Raw genomic sequence first — 19963 nt, forward strand, 5'->3', positions numbered from 1 at the left:
GCGTTAGCCTGTCTGTTAGTGGATCCAGAATGTCTGCCACAACGTCCCCGGCCTCTATCCATTCCCCAATTTCACGGCGATGCAGGATCACCCCAGAATGCGGCGTGGTGATGTACTCGCAGCCAGCCAGCGGTACGGCATCGTTGCGCAGTTGAGGAAGTTCAGGTGCTTCCCCCGCGATATACCCTGAATGGATCAGTGCAAAGATTATTGCATCCGCATCTTTCTCTGCCTGCTCGTGGCTCACCTCCCGTACGCCACGTAGCTCAAGCGTGACAGGTAAAAGCGCATCAGGCATCGGGAAGCTGTCGCCAAACGTTCGGTGCAAATAAAGCCATGGCTCGCAACAGGCTTCATCAAAAGGTTCTCCGCCAGAAATATCGGCAATCAGCTGAACGTCGCTGCCGATGTAGCGAGCCAGCGGCTCGACAGCAGACCATGCGTGCGGCGTGGTGTACAGATGCGTGGTGGCTTCCCAGTCACAGTGAATATCAATCATCAGCTCGGACTGGCACGCCATGCGCATCAGCGTGTGTCGCTGCGACGATAGCTCTGTCTGCGGAGGATGCGCGTCAAAGTAGTCGCAGATGGCCTGGCGGATCAGCTGGCGATTTTGCGTTACGTCCTGGGCAAGCTTTCCCTCCAGCAGGCTGGCAAGCGCCGGTCCCAAAGCAGGAAATTGCCGGTTGAAGTCCTGCCCGGAAGCGGTATCAAAGCGACCCAGGTGCGTGCCGTGCCAGTGCTGACCAAGCGCGATGGGGTTGGCTACCGGCACCAGCGTGATTGCCGCCGCGATCCGTCCCGCTGCTTCCAGTTCACCCAACCTGCGTTTCAGATACCAGGCAACGGCTACCCCTGGCAGCTCGTCGCCATGCAGCCCAGCCTGTATGTAAACCTGGCGCTCGCTGGGCAAACCGTAATGGAAGCTGACGATCTCGCGTTGTGTACCCAGCGACGCGCTGAGCAGGGGATGATGGCGTTGTTGCATGAGGGTTTACTCATCAGGTAAATGAGAGCACCCGCAGATGCTCTTTAGACGGGTTCAAATTGCGCTTAGCTCAGGATTGCGGATGCGCCAGACAGTGCGATGCCGAAACTATTTCTGGATAGAAATATCCGTAGCGAAGTACTGCTTTTGAATCTTATCGAAGGTGCCGTTTTTCTTGATTTCAGCAAAGGCGTTGTCGAGCGCTGTTTTTAGCTCGGTATTGCCTTTACGCAGGCCGATAGCGGTGCCAGGGCCGATAATCGGATCCTGCACAATCGGGCCTGCCAGTTCAAAATCTTTGCCCTGAGGATGTTTCAGGAAGCCGATAGCGGCCTGAGCAGCATCGGTAAACACCGCATCAAGACGACCCGAAACCAGATCGCTCTCAACCTGTGCCTGGTCGCCGTAAGGAACGACGGTCACACCGGCCGGTTGCCATTTCGCCAGAGCATAACGCTCCTGCACGGTTCCCTGCTCAACGCCAACGGTTTTACCCTTCAGCGACTCTGGGGTAGGCAGCAGGCCGGAGCCTTTACGGGCAATCAGCTGTGTTTTGGTGTCATACATTGGCTCGGTGAAGTCGATCTGCTTCAGACGCTCTTCAGTCACGCCCATATCCGACAGAATCGCATCGAATTTACGCGCTTTCAGTGCCGGGATCATGCCGTCGAACTGGCTTTCCACCCACACGCATTTCGCCTGCATCTGGGTACAAAGTGCATTACCTAGATCGATATCAAAGCCCACCAGTTTGCCCTGTGGCGTCTTGGACTCAAAAGGAGGATAGGTTGGGTCAACCGCGAAGCGAACCTGATCGATTTTAGCCTGAGCACCAAAGGCGCAACCGGCCATCAGCGAGGCAATTGCTGTCTTACGCAGGAAAGAAAAAATCAACGTTTTAGCCATTTTCTATTAGATCTCAATAACTTTACACAAGCTGACAGAGTACCCGCTGGGGGGGAACCTGTGAACCCTTAATTGGACAAAAGGCCGGTTTCCCGGCCTTAGCAACAGCAGTCAAAACCTACTTATGACGCTCACGCAGGTTGTTGATGATGGTGCTCAGGTTCAAATCCTGATCCTGCAAAAGGACCAGCAGGTGATAGATTAAATCGGAGGCTTCGTTCGTCAGCTCATGGCGATCGTTAACGGTAGCCGCCAGAGCGGTTTCCACGCCTTCTTCACCCACTTTCTGCGCGATACGCTTGGTGCCGCTGGCATACAGGCTGGCGGTATAAGAGCTTTTCGGATCGGCGTGCTTACGCTCGGCCAGCAGTTGCTCTAACTGGTAGAGGAAGGTCCAGTCAGGGGCAGCCGGAGAGAAGCAGCTTGAAGTGCCCAGATGGCAGGTTGGGCCAATCGGGTTAGCCAGGATCAGCAGCGTGTCGTTATCGCAATCTGGCGTGATGCTGACCACGTTCAGATAGTTCTCTGACGTCTCGCCTTTGGTCCACAGTCGCTGTTTGGTGCGGGACCACAAGGTCACTTTGCCAATCTCCAGCGTCTTAGCCAGCGCATCCTGATTCATGTAGCCATGCATCAGCACTTCACCAGACACCGCGTGTTGCACGATGGCAGGCATCATGCCTTCGGTTTTTACCCAATCTAGCTGGGCCAGTTGTTGTTCTGTTAACACGCGCGGATCTCCACACCTTTTTCAATCAGGAACGCTTTCAGCTCCCTGATATTAATAATCTGTTTATGGAAGACGGAAGCGGCCAGCGCGCCGTCCACATCGGCATCCCGGAAGGCTTCATGGAAGTGTTCCATGGTGCCCGCGCCGCCAGAAGCGATCAGCGGAACCTTACACACGGCACGCATCTTCTGCAGTTGGATCAGGTCGTAGCCGTTACGCACGCCGTCCTGATTCATCATATTCAACACGATTTCACCCGCGCCACGCTTTTGGACTTCCTGCACCCAGTCCAGCGTTTCCCAGGTCGTCACCTTGGTGCGGCTTTCATCACCGGTGTACTGATTGACGTGATACTTGCCTGTCTCGCTGTCGTACCAGGTATCGATACCCACCACGATGCACTGCACGCCAAAGCGGTCGGCCAGACGAGTAATCAGCTCCGGATCGGCCAGCGCCGGTGAATTGATCGAAATCTTGTCAGCACCAAACGACAGGATCTGCGCGGCATCTTCCGCAGACTTGATCCCGCCCGCTACGCAGAAAGGAATATCAATCACTTCTGCTACGCGAGAAACCCAGCTTTTATCGACTACGCGGCCATCAGAAGAGGCGGTGATATCGTAAAAGACCAGCTCATCAGCGCCTTCCTGCGCATAGCGCTGCGCCAGCGGCACGATATCGCCAATGATCTCGTGATTGCGGAACTGTACGCCTTTCACTACCTGTCCGTCACGGACGTCCAGGCAGGGAATTATCCTTTTTGCCAGCATGAGATTGCCTCCGAAACGGTGAATTTACCTTCCAGCAGGGCGCGACCGACGATCACGCCTTTCGCTCCGCAGCCGTTCAGCGCGGCAACGTCATCCAGCGAGCCAATGCCGCCAGAAGACTGGAAGGCGATAGTTGGGAAACGGGCGGAGACTTCGCGGTACAGCTCAACATTGGAGCCGCTGAGCGTGCCATCGCGGGAAATATCTGTGCAGAGCACATGCTTCAGGCCGACAGGCAGAAACTGCTCAATAACCTCTTCCAGCGTGACGCCAGCCGCTTCCTGCCAGCCGCTGATGGCCACTTCCTTGCGGTTGTTGGCATCAATACGCACGTCCAGTGCCAGCACAATGGCTTCCGGGCCGTACTGCTTAAACCAGCTTTTCACTTCTTCAGGATTTTTGACCGCCGTTGAGCCAACGACCACGCGGGTAGCACCGGCGTTCAGCAGAGCTTCAACATCTTCACGGGTGCGAATACCGCCACCAACCTGCACCGGCACATTCACCCCGGCCAGTAATTTCGTCAGAAGAGGGATCTGGCGAGCGGCCGGATCTTTGGCCCCGGTTAAATCCACAAGGTGCAGCACTTCTGCGCCCTGAGCTTCATAATCCTGCAAACGTGGCAGCGGGTCGCTGCCGTAATCACGTTGTTGGCCGTAGTCGCCTTGATGCAAACGGACCACTTTGCCTTCAATCAAATCTAGTGCGGGGATAATCATGCCCGTTACATCTCCAGGAAATTTTTCAGCAGCTGCGCGCCAGCGGCACCGGAACGCTCCGGGTGGAACTGCACGCCGAAGAAGTTATCTTTCTGCACCGCAGCGGTAAAAGCTTCGCCGTAGTTGCATTGGGCAATGGTGTACTCGTTCACCGGCATCGCATAGCTGTGAACGAAATAGAAGTAAGAGTCATCGGGAATGCCACGGAACAGGTGATTACCCGCCTGAGAAGTGATCTGATTCCAGCCCATATGCGGCAGGGGCAGACCCAGATCAACCATCTTCAGTACCGGTTGTTCGATCACACTGAGGGTTTTAACGCCGCCGCTCTCATCGCTTTCTGAACCCAATAGCTGCATGCCAAGGCAGATGCCCAGCACCGGCTGAGTACAGGCTTTGATCAGCTCAATCAGCTCACGCTCGCGCAGCTGATCCATGGCCGCTTGTGCCGTACCAACGCCTGGCAGCAACAGCTTGTCGGCCTGTAAAACCGTATCGGCATCGCGGCTTACTATCGGATCGTAGCCCAGACGTTGCACGGCCCACTTCACCGATGAGAGGTTGGCGCAGCCTGTATCCAGGATTACCACGTTCATCACAGCACTCCTTTCGAGCTGGGCAGAGTATTGCCTTCAACGCGAATCGCCTGGCGCAGCGTGCGGCCAAAGGCTTTGAACAAACTTTCAACGCGGTGATGGTCGTTCTTGCCTTTGGTTTTCAGGTGCAGGGTGCTCGCCATGGTGTAAGAAAGCGAGCTGAAGAAGTGTTCAACCATCTCGGTGCTCAGGTCGCCCACGCGCTGATAGCTGAACTCCGCTTTGTATTCCAGGTGCGGACGGCCAGAGATATCCAGCGCGCAGCGTGCCAGGCACTCATCCATTGGCAGCACAAAGCCAAAGCGGCCGATACCACGTTTGTCGCCCAACGCTTTTAGCAAGGCTTCGCCCAGTGCCAGACCGGTATCTTCCACGGTGTGGTGATCGTCAATATAGAGATCGCCTTTCACATCGATATTCATGCGGAAACCGCCGTGGGTAGCAATCTGATCCAGCATATGGTCGAAGAAGCCCACGCCGGTGTTGAACTTGCTGTTGCCTTCGCGATCCAGCCAGACTTCCACGCTGATCTGCGTCTCTTTAGTATTCCGTTTTACCAGCGCGTGGCGATCGCGTTTCGTCAGCTGTTGCTCAATCGCCAGCCAGTTGATGTCATTGCGCGAGTAAAGCAGGCCGCTAATGCCCATGTTGCTGGCCAGCTGCACGTCAGTAGCGCGGTCACCAATCACATAGCTGTTAGCGGTATCCAGCACACCAGCCGCCAGCCAGGTTTCAACCATTTTGGTTTTCGGCTTACGGCAGTCGCAATTGTCGGCTGGCAGGTGCGGGCAAATCAGCACCTCATCGAACTGCACGCCCTGAGATGAGAGGATTTGCATCATCAGGTTGTGCGGGCCGTCAAAATCAGCCTGCGGGAAACTGTCGGTGCCCAGGCCATCCTGATTGGTGATCATCACCAGTTTGAAGCCGGCTTTTTGCAGTGACAACAGTACCGGGATAACATCTGGCTCAAAGGCCAGTTTGTCCATGCGATCCACCTGGAAGTCGGTCGGTGGCTCGGAGATGATCGTGCCGTCACGATCGATAAAGAGGACTTTCTGGCTCATGCTTGCTCCCTGGAGTCGGACGCGCCTGGTAAGGTTTTCAGCGCCGAGATGACGCGGTTACACTCTTCACGGGTGCCAACGGAGATGCGCAGGCATCCCGACAGTCCCGGTTGTTTGTTCTGGTCACGCAAAATAATGCCTTGATCCCACAACGTTTTAAAGACCTGACTGGAGGCGGTAAAGCGTGCGAGAACGTAATTGGTTTCGCTTGGGAACACCTGCTCCACGCAGTCACATTGCTGCAGGGCGGCAATCAACTGCTCACGCGTGGCAATCAGTTCGCCAACGTGTGACTTCATCATCGCAATGCCTTGATCGCTCAGAGCCTGCGCGGCGATATCAGCCACCGGCGTGGAGAGAGGATAAGGGGCGATCACCTTCATCAACAGGGCAATCACCTCAGCATTTGCCAGCGTGAAGCCACAACGCAGTCCGGCCAGTGCGAAGGCTTTAGACAGCGTACGAAGGATCACCAGATGAGGATACTCTTGCAGCCAGCTGGTTAAAGAAGCCTGTGGGCAGAACTCAATGTAAGCTTCATCGGCTACGACCAGCGCTTTGCCGCGGGTCATGTCCAGTAGCTGACGGATAGCGTCAGGATTAACCAGATTGCCGGTAGGATTGTTCGGGCTGCAGACGTAAACCACCTTAACGCCATCCAGTTGCTCAGCAATGGCAGGCAGGTTCAGCTGCCAGCCTTCATCGGCTTCCACAGTGCGGTATTCCACGCCGATGGTTTCCGCGCTAACGCTGTACATTCCGTAAGTCGGCGGGCAGAACAGCACCGCATCTTTGCCCGGCTCACAGAATGCGCGTATCAACAGTTCAATGCCTTCATCGGCCCCACGGCTGACCAGCACCTGCTCTTTGGTCAGTCCGGCGTAGGCGGCATAACGCTCAATCACCAGCGCGGGCTGACACTCCGGATAGCGGTTCAGCGTTTGCTGAGTCAGCTCAAACGGCACGGCCAAAGGATATTCATTGGCGTTCAGCCAGACATCACCGTTGCCGCCAAGGCGGCGGGCAGACTGATAAGGCGTCAGGGCGCGGACGTTCGCACGGGCCAGCTCTTCAATCTTGCTGCTCATGGCTTCTCCTTAAGCGCGGCAACGCGCAGGGTAACGGCATTTTTGTGCGCGGTAAGCTGCTCGGCAGCCGCCAGAATCTCGATGGTCGGTGCCAGGTTCATAAAGCCCTGCGGCGTCAGTTCCTGCACGGTCATGCGCTTCTGGAAGTCCGCCAGACCCAGGCTTGAACAGGTTGAGGTGTAACCATAAGTCGGCAGCACATGGTTGGTGCCGGAAGCATAATCCCCGGCAGATTCCGGTGACCAGTCGCCCAGGAAGACTGACCCGGCGCTGGTAATGCTGTCGACCAAATCACGGGCCTGACGAGTCTGAATAATCAGGTGCTCTGGCCCGTAACGGTTGCTGATCTCAATGCACTGTTGCAGATCTTTGGTCACAATCAGACGACTGCTTTCCAGGGCTTTACGGGCGGTTTCTGCACGCGGCAATTCAGCCAGCTGCGCTTCTACAGCTTCAGCCACTTCTTTCGCCATCTGCAGAGAAGGGGTTAGCAAAATAACCTGAGAGTCCGGACCGTGTTCAGCCTGAGAAAGTAGATCGGAGGCGACAAAAGCAGGCGTGGCTTCAGCATCGGCAATCACCAGAACTTCGGAAGGCCCGGCGGGCATATCTATCGCGGCCCCATCAAGGCGCTGGCTGACCTGACGTTTGGCTTCAGTGACATACGCGTTACCTGGACCAAAAATCTTGTCGACCTTAGGCACAGATTCCGTGCCCAAGGCCAGAGCGGCAATCGCCTGCGCGCCGCCAACCTGAAACACTTCCTTCACACCACAAAGTTTAGCGGCATAAAGGATCTCGTCAGCAATCGGTGGCGGAGAGCAAAGCACCACGCGCTGGCAGCCAGCAATGCGTGCCGGCGTAGCCAGCATCAGCACGGTGGAGAACAGCGGGGCAGTACCACCAGGAATATACAGGCCAACAGAAGCCACCGGACGGGTGATCTGCTGGCAACGTACGCCTGGCTGCGTTTCGATATCAACCGGTGGCAACTTTTGCGCCACATGGAAGGTTTCGATATTGCCCACGGCAACGGCCATCGCCTGCTTGATCTCATCACCCAGACGGGCGGCAGCAGCGTCAATTTCCTCAGGGGTCACTCGCAATGCGTCAACCTGAGTCTTATCGAAGGCAGCGCTGTAAAAACGCAGTGCCTCATCGCCTTCTGCTTTCACCTTATCCAGGATGCCGCGAACGGTAAGGCTGATATTCTCTGATGCTGAAATCGCCGGACGGGTCAGAAGCGCTTGCTGCTGCGCTTCGTCACAGGTTTGCCAGTCGATGGGGGTCGCGAAGTTTGCCATCGGTTACTCCATCATCTTCTCAATTGGCAAGACCAGGATGGAGCTGGCGCCCAGCGCCTTCAGCTTTTCCATCGTTTCCCAGAACAGGGTTTCGCTGCTGACCATATGCATTGCTACGCGGCTCTTGTCGCCGGCCAGTGGCAGCACGGTAGGGCGCTCGGCACCTGGCAGCAGGGAGATAATATCTTCCAGCTTTTCGCTCGGCGCGTGCAGCATAATGTATTTGGATTCACGGGCCTGAATAACGCCCTGGATACGGGTCATCAGCTTGTCGATCAGCTCTTGCTTGGCGGCTGGCATTTCACCATCGCGCTGGATCAGGCAGGCTTTCGAGCGGTAAATCACTTCCACTTCACGCAGGCCGTTGGCTTCAAGCGTTGCGCCGGTAGAAACCAGGTCACAAATTGCATCGGCCAGACCAGCGCGCGGGGCCACTTCTACAGAACCGTTCAGCAGGCAGGATTTGAATGCCACGCCTTGTTTGTCCAGATACTGTTTCAGAATGTGCGGATAAGAGGTGGCGATACGGGAGTTTTGTAAACACTGTGGACCGGTATATTCATCATCTACTGACATCGCCAGCGACAGACGGCAGCCACCGAAATCAAGACGACGCAGGGTGAAGTAACGCGGGTCTTCGCCCTGAGCGCGGCGGTTCAGCAACTCTTCTTCCAGCACGTTCTCACCAATTATACCGAGGTCAACCACGCCATCCATAACCAGGCCAGGGATATCGTCATCACGGACACGCAGGATATCAATCGGCATGTTCTCAGCGAAGGCAATCAGACGCTGCTGCTGCAGATTAATTTTGATGCCGCAGCGGGAGAGTAATTCGCGTGAATCATCGCTTAAACGGCCTGATTTCTGCATAGCTATGCGTAAACGGGTGTTATCTAACATCGGTACCTTTCCTTATTTCCTGTCTGCTTCGACCTGAGATTATTTGCAGTTCGTCCATCCTGGCCTGGGCCCGGCCCAAAAAAAAAGCCCCTGGAAGGTGATCTTCCGGGGGCTTCTCTTGCGTTCTGCACCACTGGAAGATCCTACTCGTCTTCCAGCACCAATCGCCTGAAAGACTAGTCAGGATGATGGTGATGATGGTGGTTGAACTGAACGCTTGTCATAAAATTCTCTTGGATGAATGGATATTCATTTCGTGACAAATAACCTAACGCAGGAGATACACTGGCGCAACCCTTTTTTGTCAATGATGAAAGATTCTCTCATCATCTGGGCATTGTTACTGACAATGGGCTGGCGTAGTTTTAGGGTATTGAGCAAGCCTCACTACAGGAGTCAGAGGATGAAAAAAGTAGCCATTATTGGTTTAGGTTGGCTGGGCATGCCATTGGGGCTGTCGCTAACCGCCCACGGCTGGCAGGTTACCGGCAGTAAAACCACGCTGGATGGCGTGGAAGCGGCCCGCATGTGCGGCATTGAAAGCTATCAGCTGGAGCTGACACCAGAGCTAATCTGTGATCCGGACGATTTGGAAGCTTTACTGAGCGTAGATGCGCTGGTCATCACCTTACCAGCAAGTCGCACTGCAGAAGGGGGCGAAAACTACCAGTTGGCCGTGCAGCAGATTGTAGACAGCGCGCTGGCTCGGGCCATTCCGAGAATCATTTTCACCAGCTCAACGTCTGTCTACGGCAGCGGTTCCGGGATAATGAAAGAGAGTTCACCGCTTGAGCCCAAAACGGTTGCCGGAAAAACGCTGAAAGAGTTGGAGGACTGGCTGCACCATCTGCCTAATACCTCCGTAGATATCCTGCGCCTTTCTGGTCTGGTGGGGCCGGAACGACATCCTGGCCGCTTCCTTGCCGGGAAAACGGATCTGACCGATGGCAGTCACGGTGTGAATCTGGTGCATCTGGAAGATGTGGTTGCGGCTATTTCGTTGCTGCTGCAAACACCAAAAGGCGGCCACATCTATAACCTGAGCGCACCCAAACATCCTGCCCGCAACGAGTTCTACCCAGCTGTTGCCAGGCAACTTGGGCTAACGCCGCCAACGTTCCGCGAGGAAGAGGGCGGAGACGCGGGCAAGTTGATTGACGGCAGCAAAATCTGCAGCGAGCTGGGGTTTGAATACAGCTATACCGATCCACAGAAGATGCCGCTTAAGTAAAGCGTTTTCAGGTTCTCCAGCGAGGGGAACCTTAAACTCCCAACCTGTCCCTTAAAGAGTACCAGGCTGCGCCAATAGCGGTTAGCGGTACCCGGAACCTTCGGCCGCCGGGGAAGGGGAGATGGGGGAGTTTGGCAAAAGCATCAAAGCGCTGGGGCTGGCCGCTCAGCGCTTCACTCACCAGTTTTCCGGCAAGGTGGGTGAAGGTTACGCCATGTCCGCTGTCACCCTGAATATAAAACACGCCGTTATCCAGACGCCCGATTTGCGGCATACGGGAAAGCGTCAGCAGGAAATTCCCACTCCAGCTGTAATCGAACTTTATCCCTGCTAACTGCGGGAAAGTCTTCAACAACTTCGGCCTGATCAACGCATCTATGTCTTCTGGCTCACGCGCGCCATACACCACGCCACCACCATATAACAGGCGATTATCAGCCGTCAGCCGGTAGTAATCGAGAAGGTAGTTACAGTCTTCCACACAACTGTTATTCGGCAGTAACGCCAGAGCTTTGTCCGCTGAAAGGGGTTCGGTGGCCACAATCTGTGAGCCACACGGAATGCTGAGACGCGCTAAACGCGGTTCAAGATGCGGTGCCAGGTAGGCATTTCCGGCGAAAATTACGAATTTTGCGGTGACCTGGCCTTTAGCCGTTTTCACCTGATGCGGGCTGCCGTACGCCACCGAAGTGACTTCGGACTCTTCATAAATGCGTCCGCCGTGATTGCGGATAGCTTCAGCTTCACCCAACGCCAGATTCAGCGGATGAATATGGCCGCCGTTATTGTCCAGCAGGCCACCCACATAACGATCGCTGGCAATTTCACGGCGAATTCCCGTTTCGTCCAGCATCTGTAATTGGTCATTGCCGTACTGTTTCCAGCGTTTATGCTGTTCCTTCAAATGGTGCAGCTGACGTTTGTTCAGTGCAGCAAAGATCCCGCCCTGACGGTAGTCACAATCAATAGCGTAACGCTTGATTCGATCGCGTATCACGCTGGCCCCTTCAAACATCATGCTGCCCAGCAGGCTTGCACTCTCTTTGCCGTAGCGCTGTTCAATCACGTCCACATCACGGCTGTAGGAGTTCACTACCTGGCCGCCGTTGCGTCCGCTGGCACCGAAACCAACTTTGGCCGCTTCCAGCACCACCACGTCATAACCCGCTTCAGTCAGGAACAATGCAGAAGACAGGCCGGTAAATCCGCCGCCAATCACACAGACATCGCACTGAATGCTGTTTTCCAGTTGCGGCCAGGGAGCGTGAGGATTGGCCGTTGCGGCATAGTAACTCTTCACATGGTCCATAACTCGCTCCTTTTCAGTTTGGGTCCCGGCTTAGAAGGTCGCTGGGGTATGCGCACTGACAATCCGACAACGCTGTGCGGATGAATTGGTAAAGCTGTGGGGCAGGCCGGTGTTGATCACATAACTTTGCCCGGCATGCAGCGAATAGCTCTGGCCGCTGATGGTCAGGGTAATTTCTCCCTCCAGCAGCGTGCCGGTTTCTTCACCCTGATGGCGAATTTTTTCGCCGGTTGTCGCGCCTGGTTCATAGGTTTCCAGCAGCATTCCCAGCGTGCGTTCCGGGTTGCCGTTATGGATTAACCTTAGCGACACGCCCTGGCTGCCGATATCGATCAGATCATCGGCGTCAATCACCACTTTGGGCTCTTCATTACTGACCGGTTCCGAGAAAAATTCGGAAAGGGAGAGTCCATAGACTTTCAACAACTTCTGCAGCGTACTGACCGCAGGGCTGACTTTATCCTGTTCAATCGTGCTGATGGCGCTGTGCGTGAGGCCGGAGAGTTCGGCTACGCGGCGTTGTGACAGTCCCATTTGTTGGCGGATTTCCGATAAACGTCGTCCCGGAGCCACAGTGGCTTCGCTCATGGCCTTTCTTTCTCCTGATGCCGTTGGCAGGCGTGGATAAATCCATCGAACAACAGGCGGGATAATGTCGACGTCTCGCTGTGCCATTCCGGATGCCATTGCACCGCAAGAGCAAACGGATGGTCACGCAGACTGACAGCCTCAATCAGGCCATCTGTGGCACGCGCCTCGATGCGGAGTGAGGGACCAAGAGAGCGGATCCCCTGTTGATGTAACGAATTGACCCAGAACTTCTCGCAGCCTTCAACCAGTGGTGACAGCAGGCCGTCCGGCTCTACGTAGACTTCATGAGCTGGGGCATATTGCTCGTCCAGAGACAGCTTATCGTCTTCACGATGCTCCTGAAAGCCGGGAACCTGATGCAGCTGTCGATGCAGGCTGCCGCCGGTCGCCACCACCAGCTCCTGCAATCCCCGACAGATAGCCAGCATCGGCAGGCTTTGAGCGGTTGCGGCTTTAATTAAGGCAAAGGCGAGCTGGTCGCGACCGGGGTCGGCATACTGTTCGGTGCCGGATTCGCCATAATGGTGTGGTTCGATATTGCTTGGGCTGCCAGTAAGAAGCAGGCCACTCAGCGGAGCCATAGCAATTTCTAATAGATCGGGAGAGGACATCAACCCCTGCGGTAACGCCAGCGGCACGCCGCCAGCCTGCAGTACGGCTTCCAGATATTTGTTATGCACCATCTGGGTGGGATGACCGCCCTTATCAATCTGGCACATCACTACGCCAATCAATGGCTTGTTAAATATAATGCCCATCTTTCCCCTCGCGATGCTGTTCGAAATATCTACCGGAAAAGGCGCTTTAGCCGCTAATTTGTGCAATATATTTTCAATCTAGCAACCGACTGCACAATATTCAAACGGATTTGGCGGCAAAATAAACTTGAATGTAACATTTGCACACTTTTTGTGTTGGCGCTATGTTAGGAATGTGGCTGTTATTTTGAGCAACGCTCAACACTAACCAGACAAAGGCGGGCAGGACTATGACAAATATTGTCGAAGTAGAAGACTTCACGAGACACAGTGAACAGAAACGAACCAGCGCGTTCCAGAATGAAGTGCAGGCTTATCTGGAACGCCACCCTGAAACTCAGTACGTCGATATTCTTCTAAACGATCTCAACGGTGTCTTTCGCGGTAAGCGCATCCCCTTCGCTAATCTGACCAAACTCGAGAAAGGCTGTTATTTCCCCGCTTCCGTTTTCGCCATGGACATCCTCGGCAACACCGTAGAAGAAGCGGGTCTGGGCCAGGCTCTGGGCGAACCAGACAATATTTGTATCCCCGTAGAAGGCACGTTAATCCCCTCAGCTGCCGATCCTCAACATCTGGCGCAGGTGCTTCTGACCATGCGCAATCAAGATGGTACTCCCTTTGACGTTGAACCCCGGAACGTTCTCAATCAGCTCTGGCAACAGTTGCGCAATCGAGGTCTGTTTCCGGTGGTAGCGGTAGAGCTGGAGTTCTATCTGGTCGATAAAAAGCGCGATGCGGAAGGGTATATTCAACCCCCGTGCGCGCCGGGCAGCGACGAGCGTAATATGCAAAGCCAGGTCTACTCAGTCGATAACCTCGATCACTTCTCAGAAGTGTTGAGTGAGATTGATACGCTGGCGAAGCAGCAGGGAATTCCAGCCGATGGCGCACTGGCTGAAGCTTCTCCCGGCCAGTTCGAAATCAATCTGCATCATACCCGCAATGTCCTCAGCGCCTGCGACCATGCCATTCAGCTGAAACGCCTGGTGCGCCAGGTGGCTGAAAATCACGGTATGACCGCCACCTTTATGGCCAAGCCTTATGAAGAGTACGCCGGCAGTGGCATGCATGTGCATATCAGCGTGCTGGATGCCGCGGACCACAATGCTTTTGCCTGTGATGACGGTAGCAACTCGCCGCTGCTGAAGCGCGCGCTGGCTGGCATGATTGATCTGATGCCGGCTTCAATGGCGCTGCTGGCACCGAACGTCAATGCCTATCGTCGTTTCCTGCCCGAAGCCTTTGTGCCCTTACAGGCTTCATGGGGCCATAACAACCGGACGGTTGCGCTGCGTATTCCTTGCGGGGATATCGACAATCACCGTATTGAATACCGTGTTGCCGGAGCCGATGCCAATCCCTATCTGGTGATGGCGGCAATTCTGGCGGGCATGCTGCACGGCATGGATAACCAACTGCCCTTACCGCCAGCGATAACCGGCAACGGCCATGAAGCGGATGGCAATCCATTGCCGATCCGTCAGAGCGATGCGCTGTATGAGTTTGAACAAAGTTTTGCGCTGCAAAAACTGTTGGGTGAGCGGTTCGGCTTCGTCTGGCACAGCTGCAAACACCATGAGCTGATGCATTTTGAACGACTGATCACCGCAACGGAAATCGACTGGATGCTGAAAAACGCCTGACGGGAGGCTATAAAATGACGCAAACCAACCAGCAATGGCAGGCGAGACGTGAAGCAGCCGTCACGCAGGGTGTGGGGAATTCTCTGCAGGTCTATGTGCAGAAGGCGTTAAACGCCGAAATCTGGGATGTGGAAGGCAAGCGCTATATCGATTTCGCCTCTGGGATTGCCGTGGTGAATACCGGGCATAATCACCCAAAAGTCATTCAGGCCGTCGCGGCGCAACTGGAGTGTTTCACTCATCCCTGTTTCCAGGTCACGCCTTATGGCAGTTATATTGAGCTGGCCGAAAAATTGAACGCGCTGGTGCCGATTGCTGAGCAGACACAAACCCTGCTGATGTCGACGGGTGCAGAAGCGGTAGAGAATGCCATTAAGGTCGCGAGGATTGCGACAGGGCGCAGCGCGGTGATTGCGTTTCGCGGGGGATTCCATGGCCGGACGCTGTTGGGAATGGCGCTGACCGGTAAAGTTCAGCCCTATAAAAAAGGCTATGGACCTTTCCCCGGGGGAATTTTCCATGCGCCTTACCCGGCCGACTATTTAGGGATCGGTGAAACCCAGTCGCTGGCTTCGCTGCAGGGGATTTTCGCGGCAGATGTGTCTCCTGATGATGTTGCCGCCATCATCATTGAACCGGTGCAGGGCGAAGGGGGTTTTTACGCCGCGCCCACCTCTTTTCTCCAGCAGCTGCGTAAAATCTGTGATGAACATGGCATCGTATTGATTGCCGATGAAATCCAGAGTGGTTTTTGTCGAACCGGTAAAACCTTTGCGATTGAGCACAGCGGCGTGGAGCCAGACCTGGTCACTATGGCAAAAAGCCTGGCTGGCGGCTTCCCTCTTTCTGCGCTGGTTGGCCGTAAATCGCTGATGGAAAAAGCGCAGGCTGGTGGTCTGGGGGGAACCTACGCCGGATCGCCAATCGGTATTGCGGCTGCGCTGGCCGTCATAGGAATAATCGATGATGAGCAGCTGAATGCCAAAGCCTGTGAGCAGGGTGAATGGCTGAAGAGCGCGTTACAGCACCTGGCAGAGGAGTTTGACTGCATTGGCGATATTCGTGGCGTAGGCGCTATGGTAGCGATGGAGTTAGTTGAGGAGCGCGACCGCACCCGCCCTGATAAAGCGTTGACGCAGGCACTGGTGCAGGAAGCCGGGCGTCAGGGGCTGATTCTGCTCTCCTGCGGCGTAAGAGCCAATGTCATCCGATTCCTTATCCCCTTGACCGCAAGTAAAGAAATTGTCACCGAAGGCCTTAACCTCTTGTCATCCTCCCTCCGTCTGGTGCAGAATATGCGCCCTGCAAAATGAATCTATAACCGTCGCTTATGCGCCGGTTATTTTTTTGCAGTAAACACATTCGCTTTTAAGAGGCCGGTCCAGAACCGGATAGATAGTTGCTTTTAGCACGCACGGACGTGCTATGTAGAGGATAAGAACGATGGGGCTACATTTTATTTCACCAGTGCACGCCGGTATTCGCCAGCGTGATGACTACGGCGCCGCGGCAGGCACTTTCTTCACCCACGCCTGCCAGTCCGTTACCCTCTTTAAAAACAGCTCTCGCATTGCGCGAAGTTTCCCTGTGGTTCAATCCAGAACGATTGACGCTATAGGGAGGCTGAATCATGTCGCTTAATCCTCAAACGTCCCGTCCGCAACTGAAAAAAACGCTGACATTATTGCCTGTGGTAATGATGGGCCTGGCCTATATGCAGCCAATGACCCTGTTCGATACCTTCGGCATTGTCTCTGGCCTGACCGATGGTCACGTGGCCACGGCTTACGCCTTTGCGTTAATCGCTATCCTCTTTACAGCACTGAGCTATGGCAAGCTGGTCCGTCGCTTCCCCTCTGCGGGTTCGGCCTATACCTATGCTCAAAAAGCTATCAGCCCACACGTAGGCTTTTTGGTGGGCTGGTCATCGCTGCTGGACTATTTGTTCATGCCGATGATCAACATTCTGCTGGCTAAAATTTACTTTGAAGCGCTGGTGCCGGGTATCCCGTCATGGATCTTCGTGGTGATGCTGGTCGGCTTTATGACGCTCTCCAACCTTAAAGGCATCAAAACGGTCGCCAATTTTAACAGCGTGATCGTGGTGCTGCAGGTGGTGGTGATGATCGTCATTATGGCGATGGTGGTTTACGGCGTGGCGCACGGTGAAGGTGCCGGTACGCTGGTCAGCAGCAAACCCTTCTGGTCGGAGAATGCGCATGTAGTGCCGATGATTACCGGTGCGACCATCCTGTGCTTCTCATTCCTGGGCTTCGACGGCATCAGCTCGCTGTCTGAAGAGACCAAAGATGCAGAGCGCGTCATCCCTAAAGCAATCTTCCTGACGGCACTGATCGGTGGGGTGATTTTCGTGGTGGTGTCGTACTTCCTGCAGCTGTACTTCCCGGACATTTCGCGCTTCAAGGATCCTGACGCTTCACAGCCAGAGATCATGCTTTACGTGGCAGGCAAAGCCTTCCAGTTCGGCATTCTGATCTTCTCCTGTGTTACCGTGTTGGCTTCCGGTATGGCTGCGCACGCTGGCGTTTCCCGTCTGATGTATGTGATGGGCCGTGATGGTGTCTTCCCGGAGCGTTTCTTCGGTTATATCCATCCGAAATGGCGTACCCCGGCATTGAACGTACTGCTGGTTGGCGTGATTGCTCTGTCATCAATCACTTTTGATCTGGTGACCGCAACGGCGCTGATTAACTTTGGTGCGCTGGTGGCGTTTACCTTTGTTAACCTGTCGGTGATTTCGCAGTTCTGGATCCGTGAAGGCCGCAATAAAACGCTGAAAGACAACTTCAACTTCCTGCTGCTGCCGCTGTGTGGCGCCTTTACAGTAGGTGCGTTGTGGATCAACCTGGAAGAGAGCTCGATGATTCTGGGTCTGGTGTGGGGCACGATTGGCCTGATCTATCTGGCCTTTGTAACCCGCAGCTTCCGCAACCCGGTGCCGCAGTGCACTGAAGAGCCGATGTAAGTTTCAGGCTTGGTTGCAATTGAAAAGGGCGCTTCGGCGCCCTTTTTTGATCGTCAGTTTCTGCTGCACATTGTCGTCATTATCCTCTTCCGACTGCAGACGAGGATAATGATGAGCGGCGAGACATCCGTTCTGTCAGAAGATTAAGAAACCAGTTCGCGGGCGTAATCGAACAGTGCTTTGAGCTGGCTGATTTTCGCCTGATCCCCTTCATACTGATTGAGCAGCATTTCCAGTTCCTGCACATAGCTCTGTACCCGCTCCGGGTTTAAGGCTTCACGACGATGCTGCAACCAACGCTTCTGCTCGGCTTCATCCAGCGTGCCTGGATAGTTTCGGGCCCGAAAGCGGAACAGCAGTTTCTCAATACGGGCATCGTTAAAGGTCAGATCCAGCGCGGGGAGATTCTCCGGCAGCGTTTGCTGAATGATATTCATGGTGTTGCGATCGGCATCGCTGAAGAAGCCATCATACAGTTGGGCATCAACATCACTGGAACCCGCAAAAGGTTCTGCTTCCGCAAATAACGCCACCACTTTTTCTCGTACTTCCGGGTGCTGACGCAGAATGGCTAGGTTATCCAGGCAGCGCTGGCGATCGATCCCCAGACGTTCGGCATCTTCCGGACGTAACGTGTTGGCCGGAGCCACCACCGGGCATTTGTTGATGTGCATCAGCTTGACCGGAACCGGGGCGTTGTCCCCCAGTTCGTCCCTGCGGGTGTAAAGACGCTCACGCAAGGTATCCGCATCCAGTTCCAGCAGGGGAGTGATATCCCCCGCCAAATCACAGGTAATCAGCGCATTTTTATTCACCGGATGCCATGCCAGCGGTGCAATCCAGCTGGTGTTACCCCTGAATGCGCCGAACATCCCGGAGATATGCACCAGCGGCTTCATCTGTGGAATATCAATCAGAGTAGAGATCTTATTCTTATTACGATGAGTGAACAGGAAGTCATACAGGCGAGGCTGCTTCTCTTTCACCAGTTTAGCCATGGCGATGGTCGCATAAACGTCCGACATCGCATCATGCGCATTCTCGTGGGAAACGCCGTTGGCTTTGGTCAAATGCTCCAGTCGGAAGCTCGGTAAGCCATCCTCATTTTCTGGCCACTCGATGCCTTCAGGGCGCAATGCATAGCAGGCGCGCATCACATCCAGCAGATCCCAGCGGCTGTTGCCTTGCTGCCAGCTCCAGCCATAGGGATCGTAAAAATTACGGTAAAGCAGGTTACGCGTGACCTCATCATCAAACCGCACATTGTTATAGCCAACGATGCAGGTATTGGGCTCACTAAACAGTGTATGGATGCGTTTGGTGAAAGCCGCCTCGGTAATCCCTTTAGCCTTCGCCAACTGAGGCGTAATCCCGGTGATCATCACCGCCTCAGGCTGAGGCAGATAGTCATCCGCAGGCTGGCAATAGAACACCTCAGGCTCACCTATGATGTTGAAGTCCATATCAGTGCGGATCCCGGCGAACTGCGCAGGCCGGTCCAGCGACGGGCTTTTGCCGAAGGTCTCGTAGTCATGGAACAGGAAGGTGGGCTGCGGCTTGTTCTCTTTCACTGGCGATTTTCCACTGCTTGGTTGGCTGATTTAGGGTACGACTTAGCGCTACATGGTAAACCATAACCAGGGCGTCATGAAGAGCGGGGGAATTTAAGTTGGGATGTTGTTTGCGTGGCAACAACATGTCTTTCGCTATGCGAAAAATAGAGTGGGGGAATTGCTCCCCCACTTACTTTGATTTAACCCGCTATGTCCCTGGCGACAGGTCGTTGGCCCAAGACCTTCTTCCCAATCATAATCCCAGGCTTTTCAACGTAGCGATAAAGCAAAGATCCCAGAGCATAGGTAACCGGGATGCAGACTGCGCAGACCGTTGCGAAGCGCACCAGGTCGCTTTTGCCAGCCAGGCCGGTATGGGTCAGCAGCAGCGCAATGGCTGGGATGACAATCAGCAAATGCAACAGATAGACCGAGAACGAGACGTCGCCTAACCAGGTGCTTACGCGGTTGTTCAGCAGCTTGCGGGGCAGGGCGATCGCTTTCGTCATCAGGCTGCCTTCAGCGTACTGCCACAGGATAGCGGCCATGCCAACAATCATCAGCACTTCCATTGCCAGTTGCAGTGGAATGGCTTCCAGGCCAATCACCTTACTGGCAACCGGGCCCAGCAGCGCAAAGGCCACATACAGCAGCGCTTTACGGCGCACCGCTTCGGCCAGCAACATACCCGACAGGAACATATTTAGCTTAATCAGGATCATTGACGGCATCTCGAAAGCTTCATAATAATCAGCCAGCACATAACGGCCCACGCAGCACAGCACCATAAAGCCAATCAGCGAGGTGGCGTAACCAAA

General features: G+C 54.7%; 21 protein-coding genes and 1 other annotated feature. Of the genes, 4 read left to right on the forward strand and 17 right to left on the reverse strand.

Features of this window, described 5'->3' with window-relative positions:
* From WCC56_RS02695 to hisL, 11 genes are all read right to left on the reverse strand, one after another.
* A partial coding sequence (locus tag WCC56_RS02695) for a succinylglutamate desuccinylase/aspartoacylase family protein (RefSeq protein ID WP_424690903.1) occupies positions 1 to 988 on the reverse strand: 988 nt, incomplete at its 3' end.
* Between the two features lie 108 nt (positions 989 to 1096).
* A complete protein-coding gene (locus tag WCC56_RS02700) occupies positions 1097 to 1894 on the reverse strand; it encodes an ABC transporter substrate-binding protein (RefSeq protein WP_424690904.1) in 798 nt (265 codons plus the stop codon).
* Between the two features lie 118 nt (positions 1895 to 2012).
* Positions 2013 to 2624, reverse strand: coding sequence for a bifunctional phosphoribosyl-AMP cyclohydrolase/phosphoribosyl-ATP diphosphatase HisIE (hisIE, locus tag WCC56_RS02705; RefSeq protein WP_424690905.1), 612 nt, complete (start codon positions 2622 to 2624; stop codon positions 2013 to 2015).
* Positions 2618 to 3394 carry an imidazole glycerol phosphate synthase subunit HisF gene (gene hisF / locus WCC56_RS02710; protein WP_424690906.1) on the reverse strand — a complete coding sequence of 259 codons (777 nt, stop codon included), beginning with the start codon at positions 3392 to 3394 and terminating at the stop codon, positions 2618 to 2620. The genes hisIE and hisF overlap by 7 nt, the downstream gene beginning before the upstream one ends.
* Positions 3376 to 4113 (reverse strand): 1-(5-phosphoribosyl)-5-[(5-phosphoribosylamino)methylideneamino]imidazole-4-carboxamide isomerase, encoded by a 738-nt coding sequence (gene hisA, locus WCC56_RS02715; protein ID WP_424690907.1) that lies wholly within the window; start codon positions 4111 to 4113, stop codon positions 3376 to 3378. The genes hisF and hisA overlap by 19 nt, the downstream gene beginning before the upstream one ends.
* A gap of 5 nt (positions 4114 to 4118) precedes the next feature.
* On the reverse strand, positions 4119 to 4709 hold the full coding sequence (gene hisH, locus WCC56_RS02720) for an imidazole glycerol phosphate synthase subunit HisH (RefSeq protein WP_424690908.1): 591 nt from the start codon (positions 4707 to 4709) through the stop codon (positions 4119 to 4121).
* On the reverse strand, positions 4709 to 5776 hold the full coding sequence (gene hisB / locus WCC56_RS02725) for a bifunctional histidinol-phosphatase/imidazoleglycerol-phosphate dehydratase HisB (RefSeq protein ID WP_424690909.1): 1068 nt from the start codon (positions 5774 to 5776) through the stop codon (positions 4709 to 4711). The genes hisH and hisB overlap by 1 nt, the downstream gene beginning before the upstream one ends.
* Entirely contained in the window at positions 5773 to 6864 is a 1092-nt protein-coding gene (gene hisC, locus WCC56_RS02730) for a histidinol-phosphate transaminase (protein ID WP_424690910.1), read from the reverse strand. The genes hisB and hisC overlap by 4 nt, the downstream gene beginning before the upstream one ends.
* Positions 6861 to 8168, reverse strand: coding sequence for a histidinol dehydrogenase (hisD, locus tag WCC56_RS02735; protein WP_424690911.1), 1308 nt, complete (start codon positions 8166 to 8168; stop codon positions 6861 to 6863). Before hisD ends, hisC begins: the two co-directional genes overlap by 4 nt.
* Before the next feature lie 3 nt (positions 8169 to 8171).
* Positions 8172 to 9071 carry an ATP phosphoribosyltransferase gene (gene hisG / locus WCC56_RS02740; RefSeq protein WP_424690912.1) on the reverse strand — a complete coding sequence of 300 codons (900 nt, stop codon included), beginning with the start codon at positions 9069 to 9071 and terminating at the stop codon, positions 8172 to 8174.
* A gap of 78 nt (positions 9072 to 9149) precedes the next feature.
* Positions 9150 to 9272, reverse strand: a sequence feature (His leader region).
* Positions 9248 to 9295: a his operon leader peptide gene (gene hisL, locus WCC56_RS02745; RefSeq protein ID WP_234591210.1), complete on the reverse strand. Its 48-nt coding sequence runs from the start codon at positions 9293 to 9295 to the stop codon at positions 9248 to 9250. Its footprint overlaps the feature before it by 25 nt.
* Before the next feature lie 179 nt (positions 9296 to 9474).
* Between hisL and WCC56_RS02750 the strand changes: the two genes are divergently transcribed.
* Positions 9475 to 10302: an SDR family oxidoreductase gene (locus WCC56_RS02750; RefSeq protein ID WP_424690913.1), complete on the forward strand. Its 828-nt coding sequence runs from the start codon at positions 9475 to 9477 to the stop codon at positions 10300 to 10302.
* A gap of 31 nt (positions 10303 to 10333) precedes the next feature.
* Here the strand turns inward: WCC56_RS02750 and WCC56_RS02755 are convergent, their stop codons facing one another.
* From WCC56_RS02755 to puuD, 3 genes are read right to left on the reverse strand one after another with little or no spacing between them, the layout of a single operon-like run.
* A complete protein-coding gene (locus WCC56_RS02755; RefSeq protein WP_424690914.1) occupies positions 10334 to 11611 on the reverse strand; it encodes an NAD(P)/FAD-dependent oxidoreductase in 1278 nt (425 codons plus the stop codon).
* A 30-nt stretch (positions 11612 to 11641) separates the two neighbouring features.
* Entirely contained in the window at positions 11642 to 12199 is a 558-nt protein-coding gene (gene puuR / locus WCC56_RS02760) for an HTH-type transcriptional regulator PuuR (protein ID WP_424690915.1), read from the reverse strand.
* Entirely contained in the window at positions 12196 to 12960 is a 765-nt protein-coding gene (puuD, locus tag WCC56_RS02765) for a gamma-glutamyl-gamma-aminobutyrate hydrolase (protein WP_424690916.1), read from the reverse strand. Before puuD ends, puuR begins: the two co-directional genes overlap by 4 nt.
* 230 nt (positions 12961 to 13190) lie before the next feature.
* Here puuD and WCC56_RS02770 point away from each other — a divergent pair, with 230 nt between their 5' ends.
* Both WCC56_RS02770 and gabT read left to right on the forward strand, forming a co-directional pair.
* Positions 13191 to 14606: a glutamine synthetase family protein gene (locus tag WCC56_RS02770; RefSeq protein ID WP_424690917.1), complete on the forward strand. Its 1416-nt coding sequence runs from the start codon at positions 13191 to 13193 to the stop codon at positions 14604 to 14606.
* Positions 14607 to 14620: 14 nt separating this feature from the next.
* Positions 14621 to 15919 (forward strand): 4-aminobutyrate--2-oxoglutarate transaminase, encoded by a 1299-nt coding sequence (gene gabT, locus WCC56_RS02775; RefSeq protein ID WP_424690918.1) that lies wholly within the window; start codon positions 14621 to 14623, stop codon positions 15917 to 15919.
* Positions 15920 to 16067: 148 nt separating this feature from the next.
* On the opposite strand, the gene WCC56_RS02780 is transcribed toward gabT, so the two are convergent.
* A complete protein-coding gene (locus WCC56_RS02780; RefSeq protein WP_424690919.1) occupies positions 16068 to 16238 on the reverse strand; it encodes a hypothetical protein in 171 nt (56 codons plus the stop codon).
* Here WCC56_RS02780 and WCC56_RS02785 point away from each other — a divergent pair.
* Positions 16237 to 17592 carry an APC family permease gene (locus WCC56_RS02785; protein WP_424690920.1) on the forward strand — a complete coding sequence of 452 codons (1356 nt, stop codon included), beginning with the start codon at positions 16237 to 16239 and terminating at the stop codon, positions 17590 to 17592. The two genes, WCC56_RS02780 and WCC56_RS02785, sit on opposite strands and share 2 nt — an antisense overlap.
* A gap of 143 nt (positions 17593 to 17735) precedes the next feature.
* Here WCC56_RS02785 and sbcB read toward each other — a convergent pair whose 3' ends face one another.
* Both sbcB and WCC56_RS02795 read right to left on the reverse strand, forming a co-directional pair.
* Positions 17736 to 19163 carry an exodeoxyribonuclease I gene (gene sbcB, locus WCC56_RS02790; protein ID WP_424690921.1) on the reverse strand — a complete coding sequence of 476 codons (1428 nt, stop codon included), beginning with the start codon at positions 19161 to 19163 and terminating at the stop codon, positions 17736 to 17738.
* Positions 19164 to 19345: 182 nt separating this feature from the next.
* A partial coding sequence (locus WCC56_RS02795) for an acyltransferase family protein (RefSeq protein WP_424690922.1) occupies positions 19346 to 19963 on the reverse strand: 618 nt, incomplete at its 5' end.

The organism is Erwinia sp., from assembly GCF_049696395.1.
Lineage (GTDB): Bacteria > Pseudomonadota > Gammaproteobacteria > Enterobacterales > Enterobacteriaceae > Erwinia.